Origin of the sequence: Chryseobacterium populi (assembly GCF_000282115.1) — a bacterium.
In the GTDB taxonomy this organism is placed as follows: Bacteria; Bacteroidota; Bacteroidia; order Flavobacteriales; family Weeksellaceae; genus Chryseobacterium; species Chryseobacterium populi.
Map to the genome: position 1 here is coordinate 12,772 of NZ_AKJY01000034.1, position 16,158 is coordinate 28,929.

Below are 16,158 nucleotides of genomic sequence, written 5' to 3' on the forward strand. Positions count from 1 at the left end.
GTATTAAAATAAAAATATCATTTCAGTAAAGGGTTCCGAAAAGAATTAATGAAATTATAAAGCGGAAAATGCAGTACATACCACATTTTTTGTTTTATTTTAAATAGAATAGTAAGTAGGTATAAATACTTTTTTTCTAAAATCTGCTCAGGATTCCCCAATGGATTTTGATATCATTGAATTTAAAAGGATTTCCAAATTCGTTACCATTGGAAAACTGAAAGCTCATCAGCCCAATCGGAATAAAGAAATTGAACCCGAGCCCGACACTGTAGAGCTTGGGTTTTACATTTAAGGACTTATTATTGAGCTGCCCGTATTGCCCGAAGACATCGAAGAAAGCCTGGTTCCCGATTAGATACCTGTATTCCAGACTTCCATAATAATAAAAGTCGGCGGCGAGAGAGTTTTCATTAAAACCCCGCATGGAATTCCAGCCTCCAAAACGGTATAATTCGTTGGCTGAAAACTCGATTTTAGAATCCATCATGGCACCTTCCCCTTTTATATTTAGAAAATGATTCCCCGAAATATGGTAATTGTGTTCTCCAAAGAAGTAGAACTGGTTTTGATTCGCTTTCAGATTATCCGCGGTATAAGTAGTCGTAAGAAAATCATACCCCGCATTGATTCTTGTTTTATAGAGAAAAAGGTCAATATCCGTAGGTTCCGTCATTTCATACCAGATCCCGATCCCTTTTTTGTTGTAATCCTTACCCTGAACATATAAAGTATCAATAATACTGGATGTTTCAAAAGTTCCCCTGAAACCCACTTTATTGCGGTTATTGATGTGATAGTAAAATGCAGGAAGCAATTTTACATTTGCAAAAGTAGAATCCTGCCGGAAGATATTCACTTTCATGTTCAAACCTACATTAGATTTGAAAAGATAAGGGATATCGGTCTGCAGGTCGAAAGTTTGCCCTTTATCCGGGTTTCTCTGCCAGTATAGATTAATGGCTTCAAAACCGTTAAACATATTTTTGAAATTGACATTCAGGGTTCCGTTTAAAGTGAATTTATCCGTTTTGTCATTTCCAAAACCAATTACCCCATCAAAAGTATTGGTTTTTTTCTTTTCCATGAAAAGATAGATCTGGGTAGAATCTTTGGTAAATAAAGTTTGTGGCTGACGTTCCAGGGTGATAAACGGATGGCTCTGAAAGGTTTTATTGATGGCCAGAAGATTTTTGTCGTCATAGGTTTTACCTTTGAATTCTTTTTCAAGATTTTTCATAAATCTTTTGGGAACACTGGTATAACCTTTTACAACAAAGCCATCAATGGTTCTTTTGTCATTTTTATTGATTTCCAGCTCTACAACGGGATAGCCGTTTTTCTGCCCTTTATACTTAGATTTGAGGCGGCTGAAAGAATATCCGTCGTCAATGTATTTTTTATTAATGCTTTTCTTGGTTGAGTCTAAATTTTTAGTGAAAAAATCTTTCTGAATTTTTAATTTATGACTGATGGAATCGGAAAGATTGACATATGTTTCATTGAAGTTTTTGCCCTTGTCATAAGAGATTTCTGTTTTATCCCCATCTACTTTTACATCCCTGAGCTGTGTGAAAAAATAATTGCTTTGTGCGAGGGAATCCAGAAATTTTGCAGCGGAAGTGGAATCCTTCACTTTTTTCTTCTGATTGGTCTGAATATCAATAAGCCAATATTCCTTTTTCTGCGCTTGGATAAAAACGCAGAACAGCACGAAAAATATGTTCAGGAATAATTTCAAACTCTTTTAACAACTGGAATTAATCCAGTTTATTATATTTCTTCATTAAATTTTCATAAGTCCCCTGCGGAAGGATCCATTTCAAAGGAACACCGATTTTCTGTCCGAATTTACCAAAATAATAATGAGCTTTCCATTTATTTTTATTCAGAAGGCTGTTTATATATTCAGCCACTACAAGAGGTTCGGTTCCATCCCCCACATGGGAATTCATTAGTGAATAGACCTTGTCAAAAATGGTCTTGTACGGGTCTGAAACTTTTGTTCTCATCCGGTTTTCAGCAATATTGGTTTTAATATCTCCCAGATGCAGTGAGCATACATGAATATTCCATGGATAGACTTCATAGCGCATGGCTTCCGTCACTTTATCCAAAGCAGATTTTGATGCAGAATAAAATCCGCGGAAAGGAAGCCCCATTTCACTTCCGATACTTGAAACATTAATAATCTGCCCGAATTGATGTTCCCGCATTTTCGGTAAAACAGCACTCATCATCTGAACGGCTCCCACAAGATTAAGATTGAATAGCTTTAAAATATCCTCTTTTGTAGAATCTTCCACAGCACCTACCATTCCCATTCCGGCATTATTGATCAGAACATCAATTTTTGTTTCGGTTTTTAAAACTTCTGCAATGGCTTGCTGCACTGCATTATTATCAGTAACATCAGTAGGGATAGATCTGAAATATTGACTTTCAGTATGTTTTCTGCTTAAACCATACACTTTATGGCCTTTCTTTCCGAAATATTCGGCAAGCACAAAGCCGATTCCTGATGAGGTTCCTGTGATAATGATTGTTTTTGACATTAGAAATTAAAATGTTTATCTGAATTAGGAATTTTATATGAATTTTCTCCGATCGTAAAATTATTCATTTTTGTCAGTGGTTTAAACGGATACTTAAATTCTTTATAGAAATTTTTTGCCGGGGCTGCCTCTCCGTCGGCACACGGAAAATACTGTTCATCAACTATTACTTTTCCGGTTGAAAAATTAATTTCATTCAGAATATTAAACTCACAGGTATCGTCAAACTTATTGACAGATCCTATCAGGAAAAAATCATTATTCTGAAACCTGAATGTGTGGATGTACATTTGAGTATGCCTTGAATTGGTATTAAACTGTTGCGAAATAATCAGACAGTTATTTTTTATGGTGATATCGGGAAGTCCATTATTCTCCGGATAAAAACCGTAATTACTCGGGAAAATAAGGCTGGAGTTTTCTTTCCAGATTTTTAGTTTTCCGTTGATGCTCTTTAATATAAAAAAGATTCTCCGGTAACCTTCCGAACCTTTTTTGTTTTTTGTATTCAATAAGATGACCACTTCATTTTTACCATCCTTATCCAGGTCACCTTTCGTTTCCGAAAGTCTGGTATAACCTTCCGGAACAATAAAATCTTTCAGGTCCTGGGCATAAAAGATAGGGATCAATAAAAATGCTAAAAAAGAGAAGAAGCTTTTCATTACTCCTTATTTAATACTTTGGAAAGGTCTTCCCAGAATTTCGGGTATGATTTTTCAACAACATCTTCATCTTCAATGTTCAGTTCTTTGATAAGGCAAAACGGAGCGAAACTCATAGCCATTCTGTGATCCTGATACGTTCTGACTGAAATATTTTCTTCTGCTTCTTTAAACTGAGTTGATTGAATCGTTAAATCTGTAATTTCAGTTTCCGTTCCGAGTTTTTTCAATTCATTCTGTAAAGCCTGCAGCCTGTCGGTTTCCTTTACTTTTAAAGTTCCCAATCCTGAAATTTCAAACGGGATACGTAAAGCGGCAGCTGTTACACAAAGCGTTTGGGCAATATCCGGACAATCATTCATATTCAGAACAATTTTTTCCGGAAATGAAAAACTGGGATCAGGTTGCAACGTAATTTTATGCTCATCTTCAGAGAAAGTAGTCGTAATTCCGAAAAATTTCTCATAAATTTTTGCACTGGCAGAATCTCCCTGTGTAGATGCTTTGTAAAAACTTTTAAGGTGAATGGTTTTTCTTCCTATGGCAGAAAATGAATAGAAATAAGAGGCAGAGCTCCAGTCGCTTTCCACTTCGAAGGTGTCTGTTTTACTATTTTCATCAAACTTTTCAACGGAAATAGTATTATCTTCAAAGCTGTTTTTAATCCCGAATCTTGTTAAAATATCCAGGGTCATTTCGATATAAGATCTGGAAGTGATTTCGCCTACAAGATTGATTTTCAGGCCATTTTCAGGTTTTCCTGCAATAAGGAGCAGTGAAGTGATAAACTGGCTGGAAATATTAGCCGGAACATCTACTTTATTCTCTGTGATTTTTCTTCCCGTAATTTTCAAAGGCGGAAAGCCTTCATTTTCCATGTATTCTATTTCAACACCCAGATCCCTTAATGCGCTGACCAGGTTTTTGATCGGTCTTTCCTTCATTCTCCCGGAACCGGTAAGAATGGTCGTTTTTCCTTCAAAAATTGAATAATAAGAGGTCAGGAAACGCATGGCAGTTCCTGCATGATGAATGTTTACCGTTTCAGAATTCTCAGCTAATGCTTTTTTCAGCAGTTGAGTATCCTGGGAATTAGAAAGATTTCCAATCTGTATGTTTTTAAATAGGCTTTCCAAAATCAACAAACGATTCGAAATACTTTTCGAACCGCTGATCTGAATTGTTTTATCCCCGATTAATTTAGATTTTTCTAACTTCATTTTATATTAACTTCATTATTTAATAAGTTGAATAAGTTAATTCATAACTCATCATTCATAACTTATAACTATTTTAACTTTTCATTATTCTGATGCCTGTCTTTATCGCGATCAGTTTTTATTTTCATTTTCCTGTCGAAAGCTTCCTGCAGGTTTACTCCTGTCTGGTTGGCTAAACACAAAGTGACGAACAGCACATCTGCCAGCTCCTCACCGAGGTCTTTGCTTTTATCACTTTCTTTTTCACTTTGCTCACCATACCTTCTGGCGATAATTCTTGCAACTTCACCTACTTCTTCTGTAAGCATGGCCATATTGGTAAGCTCATTAAAATAACGTACCCCAATGGTTTTTATCCATTCGTCGACCTGCTGCTGTAAATTGGTAATTTCCATTATTGATAAGCTCCGAGGGTAGGGGTGGAAGGTCTTGATACATTGGCTATGTCAAAAGGTACACTTGCCGCACCGGCAGCATTTCCTTTATTTCTTGCTGGTGAATCAGGCTTTACTCTTAAATTAAGGTGTGCTGTGAAGTAGTTGAGGAACAAGGGGTCTTCATTCTTTTTACACAGTTCAACATTAGTATTGTTGTCAAAATTAAATCCTGCTTCAGAAGTATCGGAATATTTCAATAAACAATTCTGGAAAAGGTAATTGAATAACTGTCCGGGAGTATGCTCAAAATTTACGGAATTATCCCGGTCGGAATATACAATACTGTTGATTAAGCTGATCTGTAATGCTCCCTGTTCTGCCTGTCCCGATTCGTTCTGCCATTCGTTAGTGGCAAAAACCCCGTTGCGGTTGGAAGAGGCCATTACATCAGAGTAGTTGGCGATTGTAGAATGAATATAGCTGTGGGTTCCCCCTTTGAAAATACCGATAGAAGATTCACCGCAATTATTCATCACAAGATTTTTTGCATTAACTGTTGAAGCTACGGCATAAATACCATATTCCTGGAAAGTGTGAATGAATGAATTACTGATCGTGGCATTGGTCTGTTTCATTTCCAAACCTCGGGTACCTCCGAAAAGCCTTGCGTAATTCATATTAAGGGTAGAACCGGCATCCATTTTAATGGAGTTCCAGTTTTTCGGAATTGTATCATATCTCGGGTCATTTCTGTCACCACGAAGGACCACTTCATTATTTAAAACACCGTTGATATTGAGAGTTGCTCCTGAAGATACCTTCATCCCGCTGTTTTTATGGAAGTAAACTTTAGTTCCGGGCTGGATATCCAGAGTAATATTGGAATCAATGGTCAGGTCTCCGTAAATAATTTTAGCCTTATCATTGGTCCATGTCGTATGACTGCTGATCACATTCGGATTATTGGGAGTCTGAATAAAGAATTCCGCATCCTGAACAACAGAAAATAAAGTAACGTGCTGTTCTCCTGCCGGACTGTTAAAAATAATACGGTCCTCAGCAATAGCTTCAGGTCCGGAAGCTTGCGGAGCAATTTCAACAAAAATATAAAGACTGTCTTTTTTTCTCAGAGGAACATCCTTAAAATCATATCCGGATTTTCCGTCTACATTGATTTTGTAAAGAGATGCAGCACCTTTCTCAAGATTGATTCTCGGAATTAAAACATCCTTGTCTTCATTATTATATACTTTTACAGCATATGTTTCAGAACGCACCTGATGATAAACCGTATCACAAAATACCGTATCGGCAGAAAATCTTAATGACTGTGAAGGAGCATCAAAACTGATATCGTCTTTATTACACGATACTGTTAGAAGAAGCATCCAGAAAGAAAAAGCCAGTAATAATTTGAATTTCATCGAAATTAAAGTTTAAATAGATTTCAAATTTAACGAAAATACTTTGAATTTCTTATTAAACAAAAAATATTGGACAGCTATTTGGATATTAGAAAAAATATTGTATTTTTGCACCCTAAAATTAGCAGAGAAATATCCATTACTATTTCGAAAGCAAAACTTTAATTTTTTTAACAATTGTATTATGAAAAACGGAATCCACCCAGAAAATTATAGACTTGTTGTTTTCAAAGATATGAGTAACGACGAGGTGTTTCTTTGTAAATCTACTGCAGAAACAAAAGATACTATCGAGTATGAAGGACAAGAATATCCTTTGATCAAAATGGAAATCTCTTCTACTTCTCACCCTTTCTACACTGGTAAAGTGAAATTAGTTGATACTGCAGGTCGAGTTGATAAGTTCATGAACAAATACAAAAAATTCGCTAAGTAATTTTTTGAAACATAAAATATTGAAGTCTCCCAATCGATTGGGAGACTTTTTTTATTGATTTAATATAGAATTTAGATATTAGATATTAGAAGTTAGTTTCAGTATTTGTATTTTTGCTTTCAGCTAGAAAAGAGATTGAGATTAGAAGTTCATTAATGATTTTTTTTTAACTTCCGGTTTCCGTCCTCTAATTTCTGGTTTCTAACCTCTAACTTCTATAAGAATGCAATTAGTATTTTCAGATGCACAATACTGGGAAGATTTCCTTCCGCTTACTTTTACACGTCCCGTTGCAGAAATGCGATGCGGAATCCTTACGTTCTCCGAAAGATGGCAGAAGCTGTTAGACAACCCGGAGATTTCTTATTTTACTGAAAATTATCTTCAGGATAAATTTAAAAGCCCGGAAGAAAAAGAAAGCCTTTTTTTAGTAACCAACTTCCTCCCGACAGAAACCGTTATTCAGCAGATAAAAGACCTTAAGCAGGGAGAAGCCCTGGTATATGAAGACGAGCTGATCGCTGCTAAAATCAATATGAAAGGGTTTTCATTAAACCAGATTGAAAAAATGACGGATATTAAAGAGGAGCTTGTTTTCTTTAAAAAGCCGACTGATTTATTCACATACAATGATAAGGCGATTGATTTCGATTATGATTTGTTAACCGAAGGAAGAGTTTCACAGGAACTTTCTCCAACCAACGGATTTTTAGGCAATAAAAAAGATCTGTTCATAGAAGAAGGAGCCCAGATTGAGTTTTCAACATTGAATACCAAAACCGGGAAAATCTATATCGGGAAAAAAGCTGAGGTGATGGAAGGTTGTAATCTTCGTGGTCCGATTACACTTGGAGAGGAATCTAAGTTTAATTTAGGCTCGAAGATCTACGGAGCCACTACCATCGGGCCCCATTGTAAAGTAGGAGGCGAAGTTAATAATATTATCATTTTCGGATATTCAAGTAAAGGGCACGAAGGTTTTGTGGGAAATTCAGTGATCGGGGAATGGTGTAACTTCGGAGCAGATACCAATTCTTCCAATCTTAAAAACAATTACAGCCATGTAAAACTCTGGAATTACAGAACCAAAGCTTTTGAAGATACCGGATTACAGTTTGCCGGCCTGATTATGGGGGACCATTCCAAAACAGCGATCAATACTCAATTGAATACAGGAACCGTGATTGGGGTCGCTTCCAATATTTTTAAAGAAGGCTTCCCACCAAATTTAATTGAAAACTTTTCATGGGGTGGATTTAAAGATGATGAGAAATTTAAGCTAGATAAAGCCTACGAAGTTGCAGAAAGAGCAATGGCAAGAAGAAAAGTGCCATTAACAGACAATGATAAGGCTATTTTGAAATATATTTTTGATGTATTTTAATCAAATTGTAAACGAAACTTCAATTTTTTTTGAAGTTTTTTTATTTTAAGATGTAATACAATTCAAACTTTAATTGTCTTACCTATAGAAACAAAACTCATGACCCAAGAAATTTTTAAGAATACGGTGTTTATTCTCAAAAACGAGATGTATCGTTTTGCGAAAAGATTTGTCATGAGCAGTGATGAGGCGGAAGATGTAGTGCAGGATCTGATGATCAAATTCTGGCAGAAAAAAGAAGAGCTTGAGCAGTTCGGGAATTTAAAATCCTATGCATTGAAAGCTGTCCGGAACGAATGCCTGAACAGACTGAAGCACCACGATGTGAAGTTAGGGTTTGCAGATATGCAGCTTCACCGCTCTGAGCTTTACAGTATGGAAGTGAATAATCTGAAAGAACATATTATAGGATTTATCAATCAGCTTCCGGAGAAACAAAAAATGGTTATCCATATGAAAGATGTAGAAGAGTATGAAGTGTCTGAAATTTCTGAAATACTGGAAATGGAAGAAAACGCAGTAAGAGTAAATCTGATGCGGGCGAGACAAAAAGTAAAAGAACAAATATCACAACTGATGAATTATGAACAACGATCAATATCAAGATAAGTACGAGGAGGTCTTCCGGAAGTTAAAGGAAGAAAAAATGGATTGGGATTTTGAAGATTTCCTAAAGAAAGCAGAAGGAAAAGAAGATGAGAGCGGACCAGATCATGGAGCTCCGGTCATTCCGATTGGAAAAAGTAAACCTTCTTTCCCGAAATGGTTCTGGATGGCAGCAAGTGCAGTGGTACTTTTCGGTATCGGGCTGGTCTTAAATTATAATCAGGATAATACCGCTAAAGATCAGGCTCAGTTTGTCGAAAATCAGATTAAAAATCAGAAAAATGATTTTATCGAAGAGAATAATGACCATCAGGATCAGGTAGCTGTCAATCATACCAACGATACGATTTCCGGCGCCAAAAAAGATTCAATCTTCCAGGAAAATACAATGGCGGAGAAAGATGTTCTCGATGAAATCTTACCCAAAAGAGGCAGGCTGAAAAAAGAGAGAAAGCCGAAATACGTTGATAATTCTTCCTATAAAAAGATTTCAAAAGATTCCATGAGCTATAATGATTCCTATGTAATTGTGAATGGAAAGAGAATCACCAGTGAAAAAGAAGCAATAGATGTTGCTACCTATTCCTTTATGAAAATGGGGAGTGAGTTTAAAAAATCAGTAGCATCTTCTCAAAAAAATGAAAATTTGAACAACGAATACTAAAAGTCATGAAAAAAATATTTTCTATATTAATGATTATCCTAACCGGTTTGGTAACGCTTTCCGCACAGACTGAAAAGTTAAATCAGCTTTTTCAGGATTTTGAAAAGAATGGCGGGGTAACCTCTATCAACATTAAAAAACCGATGTTCAAATTATTGAATACCCTTGATGTGGATAATGAATATCTTGCAAAAATAAGACCTATCCTGAGCCAGGTAGATGGTCTTAAAGTTCTTATTATTCCAAAAGCTACATTTCCGGAAGACCTCAAATCTGAAAATTCAGACAATATAAGATTAAACGATCTGAAAACAGAGAAAGTGAATAAAGCACTGAGATCCCTTAATTTTAATGAGCTGATGTCTCTGAACAGTGACGGTACTTCTATGAAGTTTTTGGCAGAGACGGAAAACGGTGATTTTTTAGAGAACCTGGTTTTCAATATTGATTCTAATGAAGAGAATATTCTTTTTATCCTTAACGGGAAAATGAAAATGAGCGACGTTAATAAAATCATCAATTCCACAGAATCAAAAAATAGCCCTGTTAGTAATTTAAGAAGTAATATGACTTCGGAAACCAATTCCTCCTATCTGAACGGAGAAACCAGAAATGTAGGTGAGTTTTCAGGGATTCATGTAAGTACCGGAATAAGCCTGGTTTATAAGCAGGAAAGCCCGACCAGCATCAAAGTAATTGCTGATGCGGATAAACTTCAATATATCGTTACGAAGGTGGAAAATGATATTTTAAAAGTGTATATAGATAATAAAGGGGTTAAAAACGTGAAGTTTAAAAATTTAAGTGTAAATGTTTCCTCTCCAAGAATGGATAACGTTAAAGCTTCTTCCGGAGCCAGTTTTACAGCAGTAAATTCTGTAAGAGCGGATAACCTTGATATAGATGCCTCATCAGGGTCTTTAATAAAAGGAAAGTTTACTGTTTCAAATACGACCAATGTAGAAGCTACTTCCGGGTCCAATATTAAAGCTGACATCAATACCGGAAATATTATTATAAAAACATCAAGCGGTGCCGATACGTTTTTTGAAGGCCAGGCCAGCTCCGGATCAATTGATATCAGCAGTGGGGCGCTTTGTAAAGCTGAAAACTTAAGACTGGATGAGCTTGAGGCCGAATCGACATCAGGGGGAAACCTTTCTGTAAATGTGGCTAGAAAGCTTAAAGTAAAAGCTTCATCAGGAGGTTTGGTGAAATACAGAGGAAACCCTGACATAGAGTCCGAGATCAGTAAAATGTCCGGCGGAAGTTTAAAGCCTATCAATTAAAACTGAACAGCCATGAAAACTTTAAAAAACATTTTTCTCACTGCAGGTATATTGTTCTTACTGCAATCCTGTGTCGTTTCACACAAACCCAATATGGATTTCTTTTCAGATTCGGGGTATGATTTTAAAGGTGCAAAGTTTGAAAGCTTCAATGTACCGATGTTTTTAGCGAAACCCTTTATTAAAAAAGCGCTGAAGGAAGATGGTGAAGATGAAGCGATGATGGATCTTGTGAAAAAAGTATCAAAAATAAAAGTGCTGACCGTTGAAAATGGGGATAAAGAGATGTTAAATGATTATGCAGCATTTCTGAATAATAACAATTATGAAGACTGGGCAACCATAAAACATGACGGAGACAATGTTAATATCCGTGTAAAACAGACAGGTGAATCCATTAAAAATATGCTGATTACAGTAAATTCTGATAAAGAATTGGTTTTTGTAGATGTAAAAGGAAATTTTACGGCAGACGATATTTCAAAGATGATTAATGCTGCGTCAGATAAATAATTTATGATAATCAACACTGTTTACTATGGAAAAATTAACAAGAGAAGTACGTATTCTTAAAATATATGCAGTTTCACTTACTGCCGTTTGCATTCTGTTTTTCTTTTTTGCATTTAAACATCAAAACAGCCATCAACGTTTTGAAGAAATAGATGTAGAACGCATTAATGTTATCGAAAAAGACGGAACATTAAAAATGGTGATCAGTAATAAAAAACGTCAGCATCCCGGAATGGTCAACAATAAAGAATTTAAACCAAGAGAAAGAGAAGCGGGGCTGATCTTTTTTAATGAGCTGGGTGACGAATGCGGAGGGCTTGTGTATGGAGCGGATAAAGATGGATCCGGAATGGTATATTCTGTAGATCAGAAGAATACAGACCAGATTATGCAGCTTCAGTACATGGAGGGAGGCAGTGATAAAAAGAACAGGACCTACGGGCTTAAGCTTTGGGACAGACCCGATGACTTTCCTCTGGAAGATATAATAAAATTTGAAGATTCACTAAAGAAGCTTAATGACCCTGCAGCATCGAAAAAGGCATATGGCAAGTTGAGAAAGGAAGGAAAATTAACTACGGAAAGATTTTTTGCAGGAAAAACAGGTGACGGAGATGTAGGACTATTCCTTAAAGATAGCAATGGGCGTATCCGTCTTAAAATTTATGTTGATAAAAACAACCAGACTCATATCGATAAATTAGATGAAAATGGGCAGATTGTAAAATAAAGCAGACATTTATAATAAGAAGCAATTAGTTTCACATACATTCATTATTTTGTACAGAAGACCGTTCTTTATATAAGGGCGGTTTTTCGATTTAAGTTATTGATTATTAAATTTTATTTAAACTATTAAAAAGGATTTTTTTATCTCGTTAAAATAGCCTAATTTTGCAAAGAAAGTAAAGATGTCTATTCATAACAAAATTGTAGAGACAGCCATCACTTTCGATGACGTTCTTCTAGTCCCTTCTTATTCAGAAGTTTTACCTAACCAGGTTTCATTAAAATCAAGACTTACCGACAAAATTACGCTGAATGTTCCGATAGTTTCTGCTGCGATGGACACAGTTACTGAAGGAGATCTGGCTATTGCTCTGGCAAGAGTCGGAGGCTTGGGTTTTATCCACAAAAACATGACGATTGCAGAACAGGCAGCACAGGTAAACCGGGTAAAACGTTCTGAAAACGGAATGATTTCTGATCCCGTTACCCTTTCAAAAGATCATACCTTAGGCCAGGCCAAAGATATGATGGCAAAATATAAAATTTCCGGTCTTCCGGTAGTAAATCCTGATAATGTATTGATCGGGATCATTACCAACAGAGATGTAAAATATCAGGAAAACCTTGATATGAAAGTTGAGGAGATTATGACAAAGGAAAATCTGATCACTTCCGATAAAGATACCAACCTTGAAAAAGCAAAAGAAATCCTTCTTAAAAACAGGGTTGAAAAACTTCCGATCGTAGATAAAGACAATAAATTAGTGGGTTTAATTACGATTAAAGATATTGATAATCAATTGGAATACCCGAATGCCAACAAAGATCAGAACGGTCGTCTTATCGTAGGAGCCGGAGTTGGAGTAGGTGAAGATACGATGGATAGAATTGAAGCTTTGGTAAAAGCCGGTGTGGATATTGTAGCAATCGATTCAGCTCATGGTCATTCTAAAGGGGTTTTGGATAAAATTTCAGAAATCAGGAATGCATATCCGGATTTAGATATCGTTGGTGGAAATATTGTAACCGCAGAAGCAGCAAAAGACCTGATTAAAGCAGGAGCAAATGTTCTTAAAGTGGGTGTTGGTCCTGGTTCTATCTGTACAACGAGAGTGGTTGCCGGGGTAGGTGTTCCTCAATTGTCTGCAATTTACAATGTATATGATTATGCTAAGTCTCAAAATGTGGCAGTAATTGCAGATGGCGGGATCAAGCTTTCAGGAGATATTGTAAAAGCAATTGCAAGTGGAGCAGGAGCCGTAATGTTAGGCTCTCTTTTAGCAGGAACGGATGAAGCTCCGGGGGAAGAAATTATTTTCCAGGGAAGAAAATTCAAATCTTATCAGGGAATGGGAAGTCTTTCCGCAATGAAGAGAGGAGGAAAAGAAAGATATTTCCAGAGTGAAGCTAAGAAATTCGTTCCGGAAGGAATTGAAGGAAGAGTACCGCACAAAGGAAAATTGGAAGATGTCATTTTCCAGCTGACCGGTGGTTTAAGAGCCGGTATGGGATATTGTGGGGCAAAAGATATCGAAGCGTTGCAAAAAGATACCAAAATGGTAATGATTACAGGAAGCGGATTGAAAGAATCTCACCCGCATGACGTGATTATCACTCAGGAGGCTCCCAACTATTCATTATAATGATTATTTGAATATAAATAAAAACCATGCAAATAAGCATGGTTTTTTGTTTTGATAATATGTTCACAGCTAAGAAAGAAGGTCAATGAATGAATCATAAGTCCCGTCATAATCTTCCCACTTCTGATTATTGACAAAAAATGAAGGGGTTCCGTTGACGCCGCTTCTTACTCCACCTTCAAAATCAGTTTCAATTTTATCCTGCAGGTTGGCAGTGGTAATGTCATTTTCAACTTTATGAATATCGAGTTTCAATGCTTTGATACACTCTTTAAGCATGTCTTCATTCAGCATGTTTTGATTATTATAAATCAGATCGTGCATTTCCCAGAATTTCCCTTGTTTTCCGGCTGCTTCCGCTATTGTTGCAGCTGCCATAGCATATTCATGAGAATCTGTTAAAGGAAAGTTTCTGAAAATAAAAGCGACTTCATCAGAATGCTCTTCAGCAAATCTTTTTACAAGTGGAAAAGCATGTCCGCAATAAGGACACTGATAATCTCCATATTCTACTAATACGATTTTTGCAGTATTGGGATCACCCTGAACATGATCGTTAGGGCTAACTGGAATTCTTAGAACAGACATAATTATTGTTTTTGAGTTAAACTTTCTAAAGCATCGATAATGCCGTCAGCACCAGGATTAATACCATCAGGAGATAAATAACTCCATTGAATGATTCCTTCTTTATCGATTACAAACAAAGCTCTTTTTGATGTTCCGTTTTCTTCATTATAAACTCCGTAAGCTGCTGAAACTTCTCCTTTCGGATTAAAATCGGCCAATAAAGGAAAGTGTAGCTTCCTGTTCTCCATAAAGGCGTCATGGCACCAGGCGCTGTCTACTGAAATTCCCAGAATCTCGGCGTCGTATTTTCGGAAAATGGAAAGCATTTCATTATATAAACTCACCTGGTCTCCACACACAGGGCTCCAGTCTGCTGGATAGAAAACCAAAACTAGGTTTTTACCTGAAAAATCAGAAAGTTTCAGCTTTTGATCAGGTGTGGAATGAAGTTCAAATTCCGGGGCTGGGGTTCCTTTTTCTAATATCATATTTAGAGATTTGATTAATGTGTATTTAATGGCAGATTAAAATTATAAATAGGAATTTAATTTATTGTATTTAAAAACTTAAATTTATATTAAAGTTTGGCTTAAAATGAGAATTATTTAACATATACAAAAAATAACAAAAAGCATTCACCAAGAATGTTTTCTTGATTGGGATAAGTAAGAGAAAGTAATTCAACTTCATATTAATTTTTCAATTATTCTACGTTACGTATAGCCGTAATTAAATTTTAATCCTATTCTATACCTTTGAAAAGTCGTATTAAAGGTGCTTAATATAGAAAAATAATTTCCAGATTATTGGATTTATTTTATGTCTTCACAATGAAATTTAAATATTAAAATAAATATGAAAAAACTAATGATAGTTTTAGCTATGGTAGCTTTTGTGGCTATTGAAGCAAAAGTATGTACAAAAGGGTGTTATAATTCAGCCGGTGGTTATGGAGTTGGCATGGGATGGAATGTTCCAAATGGAACTGCTTGTACAGGAAATCCTCCTCATGGAGCAACAGTTCATTATGCCTATGCAACGTCAGATTATGTCTTTGATACCGGAGTAGTTGATTCGTGGGAAGGAACAAGTATAGGTTGCTAACAAAAAAATAAATTAAGAATATGAAAAAAATCATTTTAAGCACTATAGCTATAACTTCAATTTTAGCAAACTGTTCTAAAGAAGACGCTATGGCAAATGAATCAAATAATGATAAAAGTGCATTTAAATCATCGATTTTAAATGAAAATAATTCAGTCACTAGCAGGGTCGCTGGGAAAGAGTATACAGAACAATTGCCATATCTTGATGCTCATACAGATTTTCTTACTTTCAGTATTGAGAATGATCTTAATCATAAAATAAATGACTCTGAAATTGAGTGGAAAGTAATTAATTCATTGTATAACACTGATTTAAGTACTGCAGAGAAACAATTTTTGATCTATATAATACTTGCCAAAAAAGATCTTCTTGGAACTCAAAATGAAACGCCGACTCAGGATCAGGCTGCCTTAATAGCAAATTATGCTAAAGAATTAGTTGCTTCAAAATACATAGGATATTGTCTTTTGTACAATACCTTAGTGACTTTGAACAAAGATTCTCAAAATACACAATTAGTGAAGGATTTAGCAAAACAGATTGTTACTTATTCAGGAACTGAAACATTTCATTCAGATTTCGTACGTAAACCAGAAGGACGAGACCCCTACATAAACAAAGTTAAGGAAGATTATACTTTTTTAGATAAAATCGAAGATTTACAATAAAAATATGAAGTTCTTTAAAGAAGCTGAACAACTAAATTCCGAAGAAACTGCATCAGAAGAAAAATAAGTTTATTTTTTACTGATATATCATTTTATTTTAATAAACTTAAATTTTGGTTTGATGACGGCATTTAAAAACCTGCCTTTAGATCTTACTGTTTTAAATTTATCAGAAATGGGCTGCGGAACCTTCAGATAATCATATATGGCACCCGACTGATATATAATCCGCAATATTTCAGTTTCAGGAAAATAGATATATTGATTAACAACACTGGAAGGCATACTATTTTCCTGCAAAAAATATT

19 protein-coding genes are annotated in these 16,158 nt (G+C 35.7%); 10 read left to right on the forward strand and 9 right to left on the reverse strand.

Annotation, left to right across the window (positions count from 1 at the left end; translation table 11 throughout):
* Nucleotides 1–136: 136 nt before the first annotated feature.
* From PMI13_RS09835 to PMI13_RS09860, 6 genes are all read right to left on the reverse strand, one after another.
* Nucleotides 137–1,714 (reverse strand): BamA/TamA family outer membrane protein, encoded by a 1,578-nt coding sequence (locus PMI13_RS09835; protein WP_238536299.1) that lies wholly within the window; start codon nt 1,712–1,714, stop codon nt 137–139.
* A gap of 46 nt (nt 1,715–1,760) precedes the next feature.
* Complete coding sequence (locus PMI13_RS09840; protein WP_007843231.1) at nt 1,761–2,555, reverse strand: SDR family oxidoreductase; 795 nt, start codon at nt 2,553–2,555, stop codon at nt 1,761–1,763.
* On the reverse strand, nt 2,555–3,220 hold the full coding sequence (locus PMI13_RS09845) for a hypothetical protein (protein WP_007843232.1): 666 nt from the start codon (nt 3,218–3,220) through the stop codon (nt 2,555–2,557). The genes PMI13_RS09840 and PMI13_RS09845 overlap by 1 nt, the downstream gene beginning before the upstream one ends.
* Nucleotides 3,220–4,440 carry a 3-phosphoshikimate 1-carboxyvinyltransferase gene (locus PMI13_RS09850; RefSeq protein WP_007843233.1) on the reverse strand — a complete coding sequence of 407 codons (1,221 nt, stop codon included), beginning with the start codon at nt 4,438–4,440 and terminating at the stop codon, nt 3,220–3,222. The genes PMI13_RS09845 and PMI13_RS09850 overlap by 1 nt, the downstream gene beginning before the upstream one ends.
* 68 nt (nt 4,441–4,508) lie before the next feature.
* Nucleotides 4,509–4,835, reverse strand: a complete 327-nt coding sequence (locus tag PMI13_RS09855) for a nucleotide pyrophosphohydrolase (protein ID WP_007843234.1) — start codon at nt 4,833–4,835, stop codon at nt 4,509–4,511.
* On the reverse strand, nt 4,835–6,241 hold the full coding sequence (locus PMI13_RS09860) for a hypothetical protein (protein WP_007843235.1): 1,407 nt from the start codon (nt 6,239–6,241) through the stop codon (nt 4,835–4,837). The genes PMI13_RS09855 and PMI13_RS09860 overlap by 1 nt, the downstream gene beginning before the upstream one ends.
* Nucleotides 6,242–6,425: 184 nt before the next feature.
* Here PMI13_RS09860 and PMI13_RS09865 point away from each other — a divergent pair, with 184 nt between their 5' ends.
* The 8 genes from PMI13_RS09865 (at nt 6,426) to guaB (ending at nt 13,505) form a co-directional block, all read left to right on the forward strand.
* On the forward strand, nt 6,426–6,677 hold the full coding sequence (locus PMI13_RS09865; protein WP_002976190.1) for a type B 50S ribosomal protein L31: 252 nt from the start codon (nt 6,426–6,428) through the stop codon (nt 6,675–6,677).
* A 223-nt stretch (nt 6,678–6,900) separates the two neighbouring features.
* Nucleotides 6,901–8,061, forward strand: coding sequence for a GlmU family protein (locus PMI13_RS09870; protein WP_007843236.1), 1,161 nt, complete (start codon nt 6,901–6,903; stop codon nt 8,059–8,061).
* A gap of 99 nt (nt 8,062–8,160) precedes the next feature.
* A complete protein-coding gene (locus PMI13_RS09875) occupies nt 8,161–8,670 on the forward strand; it encodes an RNA polymerase sigma factor (RefSeq protein ID WP_007843237.1) in 510 nt (169 codons plus the stop codon).
* Nucleotides 8,645–9,331 carry a hypothetical protein gene (locus tag PMI13_RS09880; protein ID WP_034669416.1) on the forward strand — a complete coding sequence of 229 codons (687 nt, stop codon included), beginning with the start codon at nt 8,645–8,647 and terminating at the stop codon, nt 9,329–9,331. The genes PMI13_RS09875 and PMI13_RS09880 overlap by 26 nt, the downstream gene beginning before the upstream one ends.
* 5 nt (nt 9,332–9,336) lie before the next feature.
* Entirely contained in the window at nt 9,337–10,620 is a 1,284-nt protein-coding gene (locus tag PMI13_RS09885) for a DUF4252 domain-containing protein (RefSeq protein ID WP_007843239.1), read from the forward strand.
* A gap of 12 nt (nt 10,621–10,632) precedes the next feature.
* Complete coding sequence (locus PMI13_RS09890; protein WP_007843240.1) at nt 10,633–11,133, forward strand: DUF4252 domain-containing protein; 501 nt, start codon at nt 10,633–10,635, stop codon at nt 11,131–11,133.
* A 25-nt stretch (nt 11,134–11,158) separates the two neighbouring features.
* Nucleotides 11,159–11,863, forward strand: a complete 705-nt coding sequence (locus tag PMI13_RS09895) for a hypothetical protein (RefSeq protein WP_007843241.1) — start codon at nt 11,159–11,161, stop codon at nt 11,861–11,863.
* 181 nt (nt 11,864–12,044) lie between these two features.
* The gene (gene guaB / locus PMI13_RS09900; protein WP_007843242.1) at nt 12,045–13,505 is read left to right on the forward strand and encodes an IMP dehydrogenase; all 1,461 of its coding nucleotides are present in this window, start codon (nt 12,045–12,047) and stop codon (nt 13,503–13,505) included.
* A gap of 69 nt (nt 13,506–13,574) precedes the next feature.
* Here the strand turns inward: guaB and PMI13_RS09905 are convergent, their stop codons facing one another.
* Nucleotides 13,575–14,093, reverse strand: coding sequence for a DsbA family protein (locus PMI13_RS09905; protein ID WP_007843243.1), 519 nt, complete (start codon nt 14,091–14,093; stop codon nt 13,575–13,577).
* A 2-nt stretch (nt 14,094–14,095) separates the two neighbouring features.
* Entirely contained in the window at nt 14,096–14,563 is a 468-nt protein-coding gene (locus tag PMI13_RS09910; RefSeq protein WP_007843244.1) for a redoxin domain-containing protein, read from the reverse strand.
* A gap of 394 nt (nt 14,564–14,957) precedes the next feature.
* Between PMI13_RS09910 and PMI13_RS09915 the strand changes: the two genes are divergently transcribed.
* A complete protein-coding gene (locus PMI13_RS09915; protein WP_156104399.1) occupies nt 14,958–15,179 on the forward strand; it encodes a hypothetical protein in 222 nt (73 codons plus the stop codon).
* A gap of 20 nt (nt 15,180–15,199) precedes the next feature.
* Nucleotides 15,200–15,850, forward strand: coding sequence for a hypothetical protein (locus tag PMI13_RS09920; RefSeq protein WP_007843253.1), 651 nt, complete (start codon nt 15,200–15,202; stop codon nt 15,848–15,850).
* Nucleotides 15,851–15,937: 87 nt separating this feature from the next.
* Here PMI13_RS09920 and PMI13_RS09925 read toward each other — a convergent pair whose 3' ends face one another.
* Nucleotides 15,938–16,135, reverse strand: a complete 198-nt coding sequence (locus PMI13_RS09925) for a KTSC domain-containing protein (protein ID WP_034669417.1) — start codon at nt 16,133–16,135, stop codon at nt 15,938–15,940.
* Between the last annotated feature and the right edge of the window lie 23 nt (nt 16,136–16,158).

Excerpts from the sequence above, each read along its gene's own strand:
- guaB (WP_007843242.1), top strand. The coding sequence starts at position 12,045 with ATGTCTATTCATAACAAAATTGTAGAGACAGCCATCACTTTCGATGAC.
- PMI13_RS09880 (WP_034669416.1), top strand. The coding sequence starts at position 8,645 with ATGAACAACGATCAATATCAAGATAAGTACGAGGAGGTCTTCCGGAAG.
- PMI13_RS09850 (WP_007843233.1), bottom strand. The coding sequence starts at position 4,440 with ATGAAGTTAGAAAAATCTAAATTAATCGGGGATAAAACAATTCAGATC.
- PMI13_RS09915 (WP_156104399.1), top strand. The coding sequence starts at position 14,958 with ATGGTAGCTTTTGTGGCTATTGAAGCAAAAGTATGTACAAAAGGGTGT.
- PMI13_RS09905 (WP_007843243.1), bottom strand. The coding sequence starts at position 14,093 with ATGTCTGTTCTAAGAATTCCAGTTAGCCCTAACGATCATGTTCAGGGT.
- PMI13_RS09920 (WP_007843253.1), top strand. The coding sequence starts at position 15,200 with ATGAAAAAAATCATTTTAAGCACTATAGCTATAACTTCAATTTTAGCA.
- PMI13_RS09865 (WP_002976190.1), top strand. The coding sequence starts at position 6,426 with ATGAAAAACGGAATCCACCCAGAAAATTATAGACTTGTTGTTTTCAAA.
- PMI13_RS09910 (WP_007843244.1), bottom strand. The coding sequence starts at position 14,563 with ATGATATTAGAAAAAGGAACCCCAGCCCCGGAATTTGAACTTCATTCC.
- PMI13_RS09875 (WP_007843237.1), top strand. The coding sequence starts at position 8,161 with ATGACCCAAGAAATTTTTAAGAATACGGTGTTTATTCTCAAAAACGAG.
- PMI13_RS09925 (WP_034669417.1), bottom strand. The coding sequence starts at position 16,135 with ATGCCTTCCAGTGTTGTTAATCAATATATCTATTTTCCTGAAACTGAA.
- PMI13_RS09870 (WP_007843236.1), top strand. The coding sequence starts at position 6,901 with ATGCAATTAGTATTTTCAGATGCACAATACTGGGAAGATTTCCTTCCG.
- PMI13_RS09890 (WP_007843240.1), top strand. The coding sequence starts at position 10,633 with ATGAAAACTTTAAAAAACATTTTTCTCACTGCAGGTATATTGTTCTTA.
- PMI13_RS09885 (WP_007843239.1), top strand. The coding sequence starts at position 9,337 with ATGAAAAAAATATTTTCTATATTAATGATTATCCTAACCGGTTTGGTA.
- PMI13_RS09895 (WP_007843241.1), top strand. The coding sequence starts at position 11,159 with ATGGAAAAATTAACAAGAGAAGTACGTATTCTTAAAATATATGCAGTT.
- PMI13_RS09840 (WP_007843231.1), bottom strand. The coding sequence starts at position 2,555 with ATGTCAAAAACAATCATTATCACAGGAACCTCATCAGGAATCGGCTTT.
- PMI13_RS09855 (WP_007843234.1), bottom strand. The coding sequence starts at position 4,835 with ATGGAAATTACCAATTTACAGCAGCAGGTCGACGAATGGATAAAAACC.
- PMI13_RS09845 (WP_007843232.1), bottom strand. The coding sequence starts at position 3,220 with ATGAAAAGCTTCTTCTCTTTTTTAGCATTTTTATTGATCCCTATCTTT.
- PMI13_RS09860 (WP_007843235.1), bottom strand. The coding sequence starts at position 6,241 with ATGAAATTCAAATTATTACTGGCTTTTTCTTTCTGGATGCTTCTTCTA.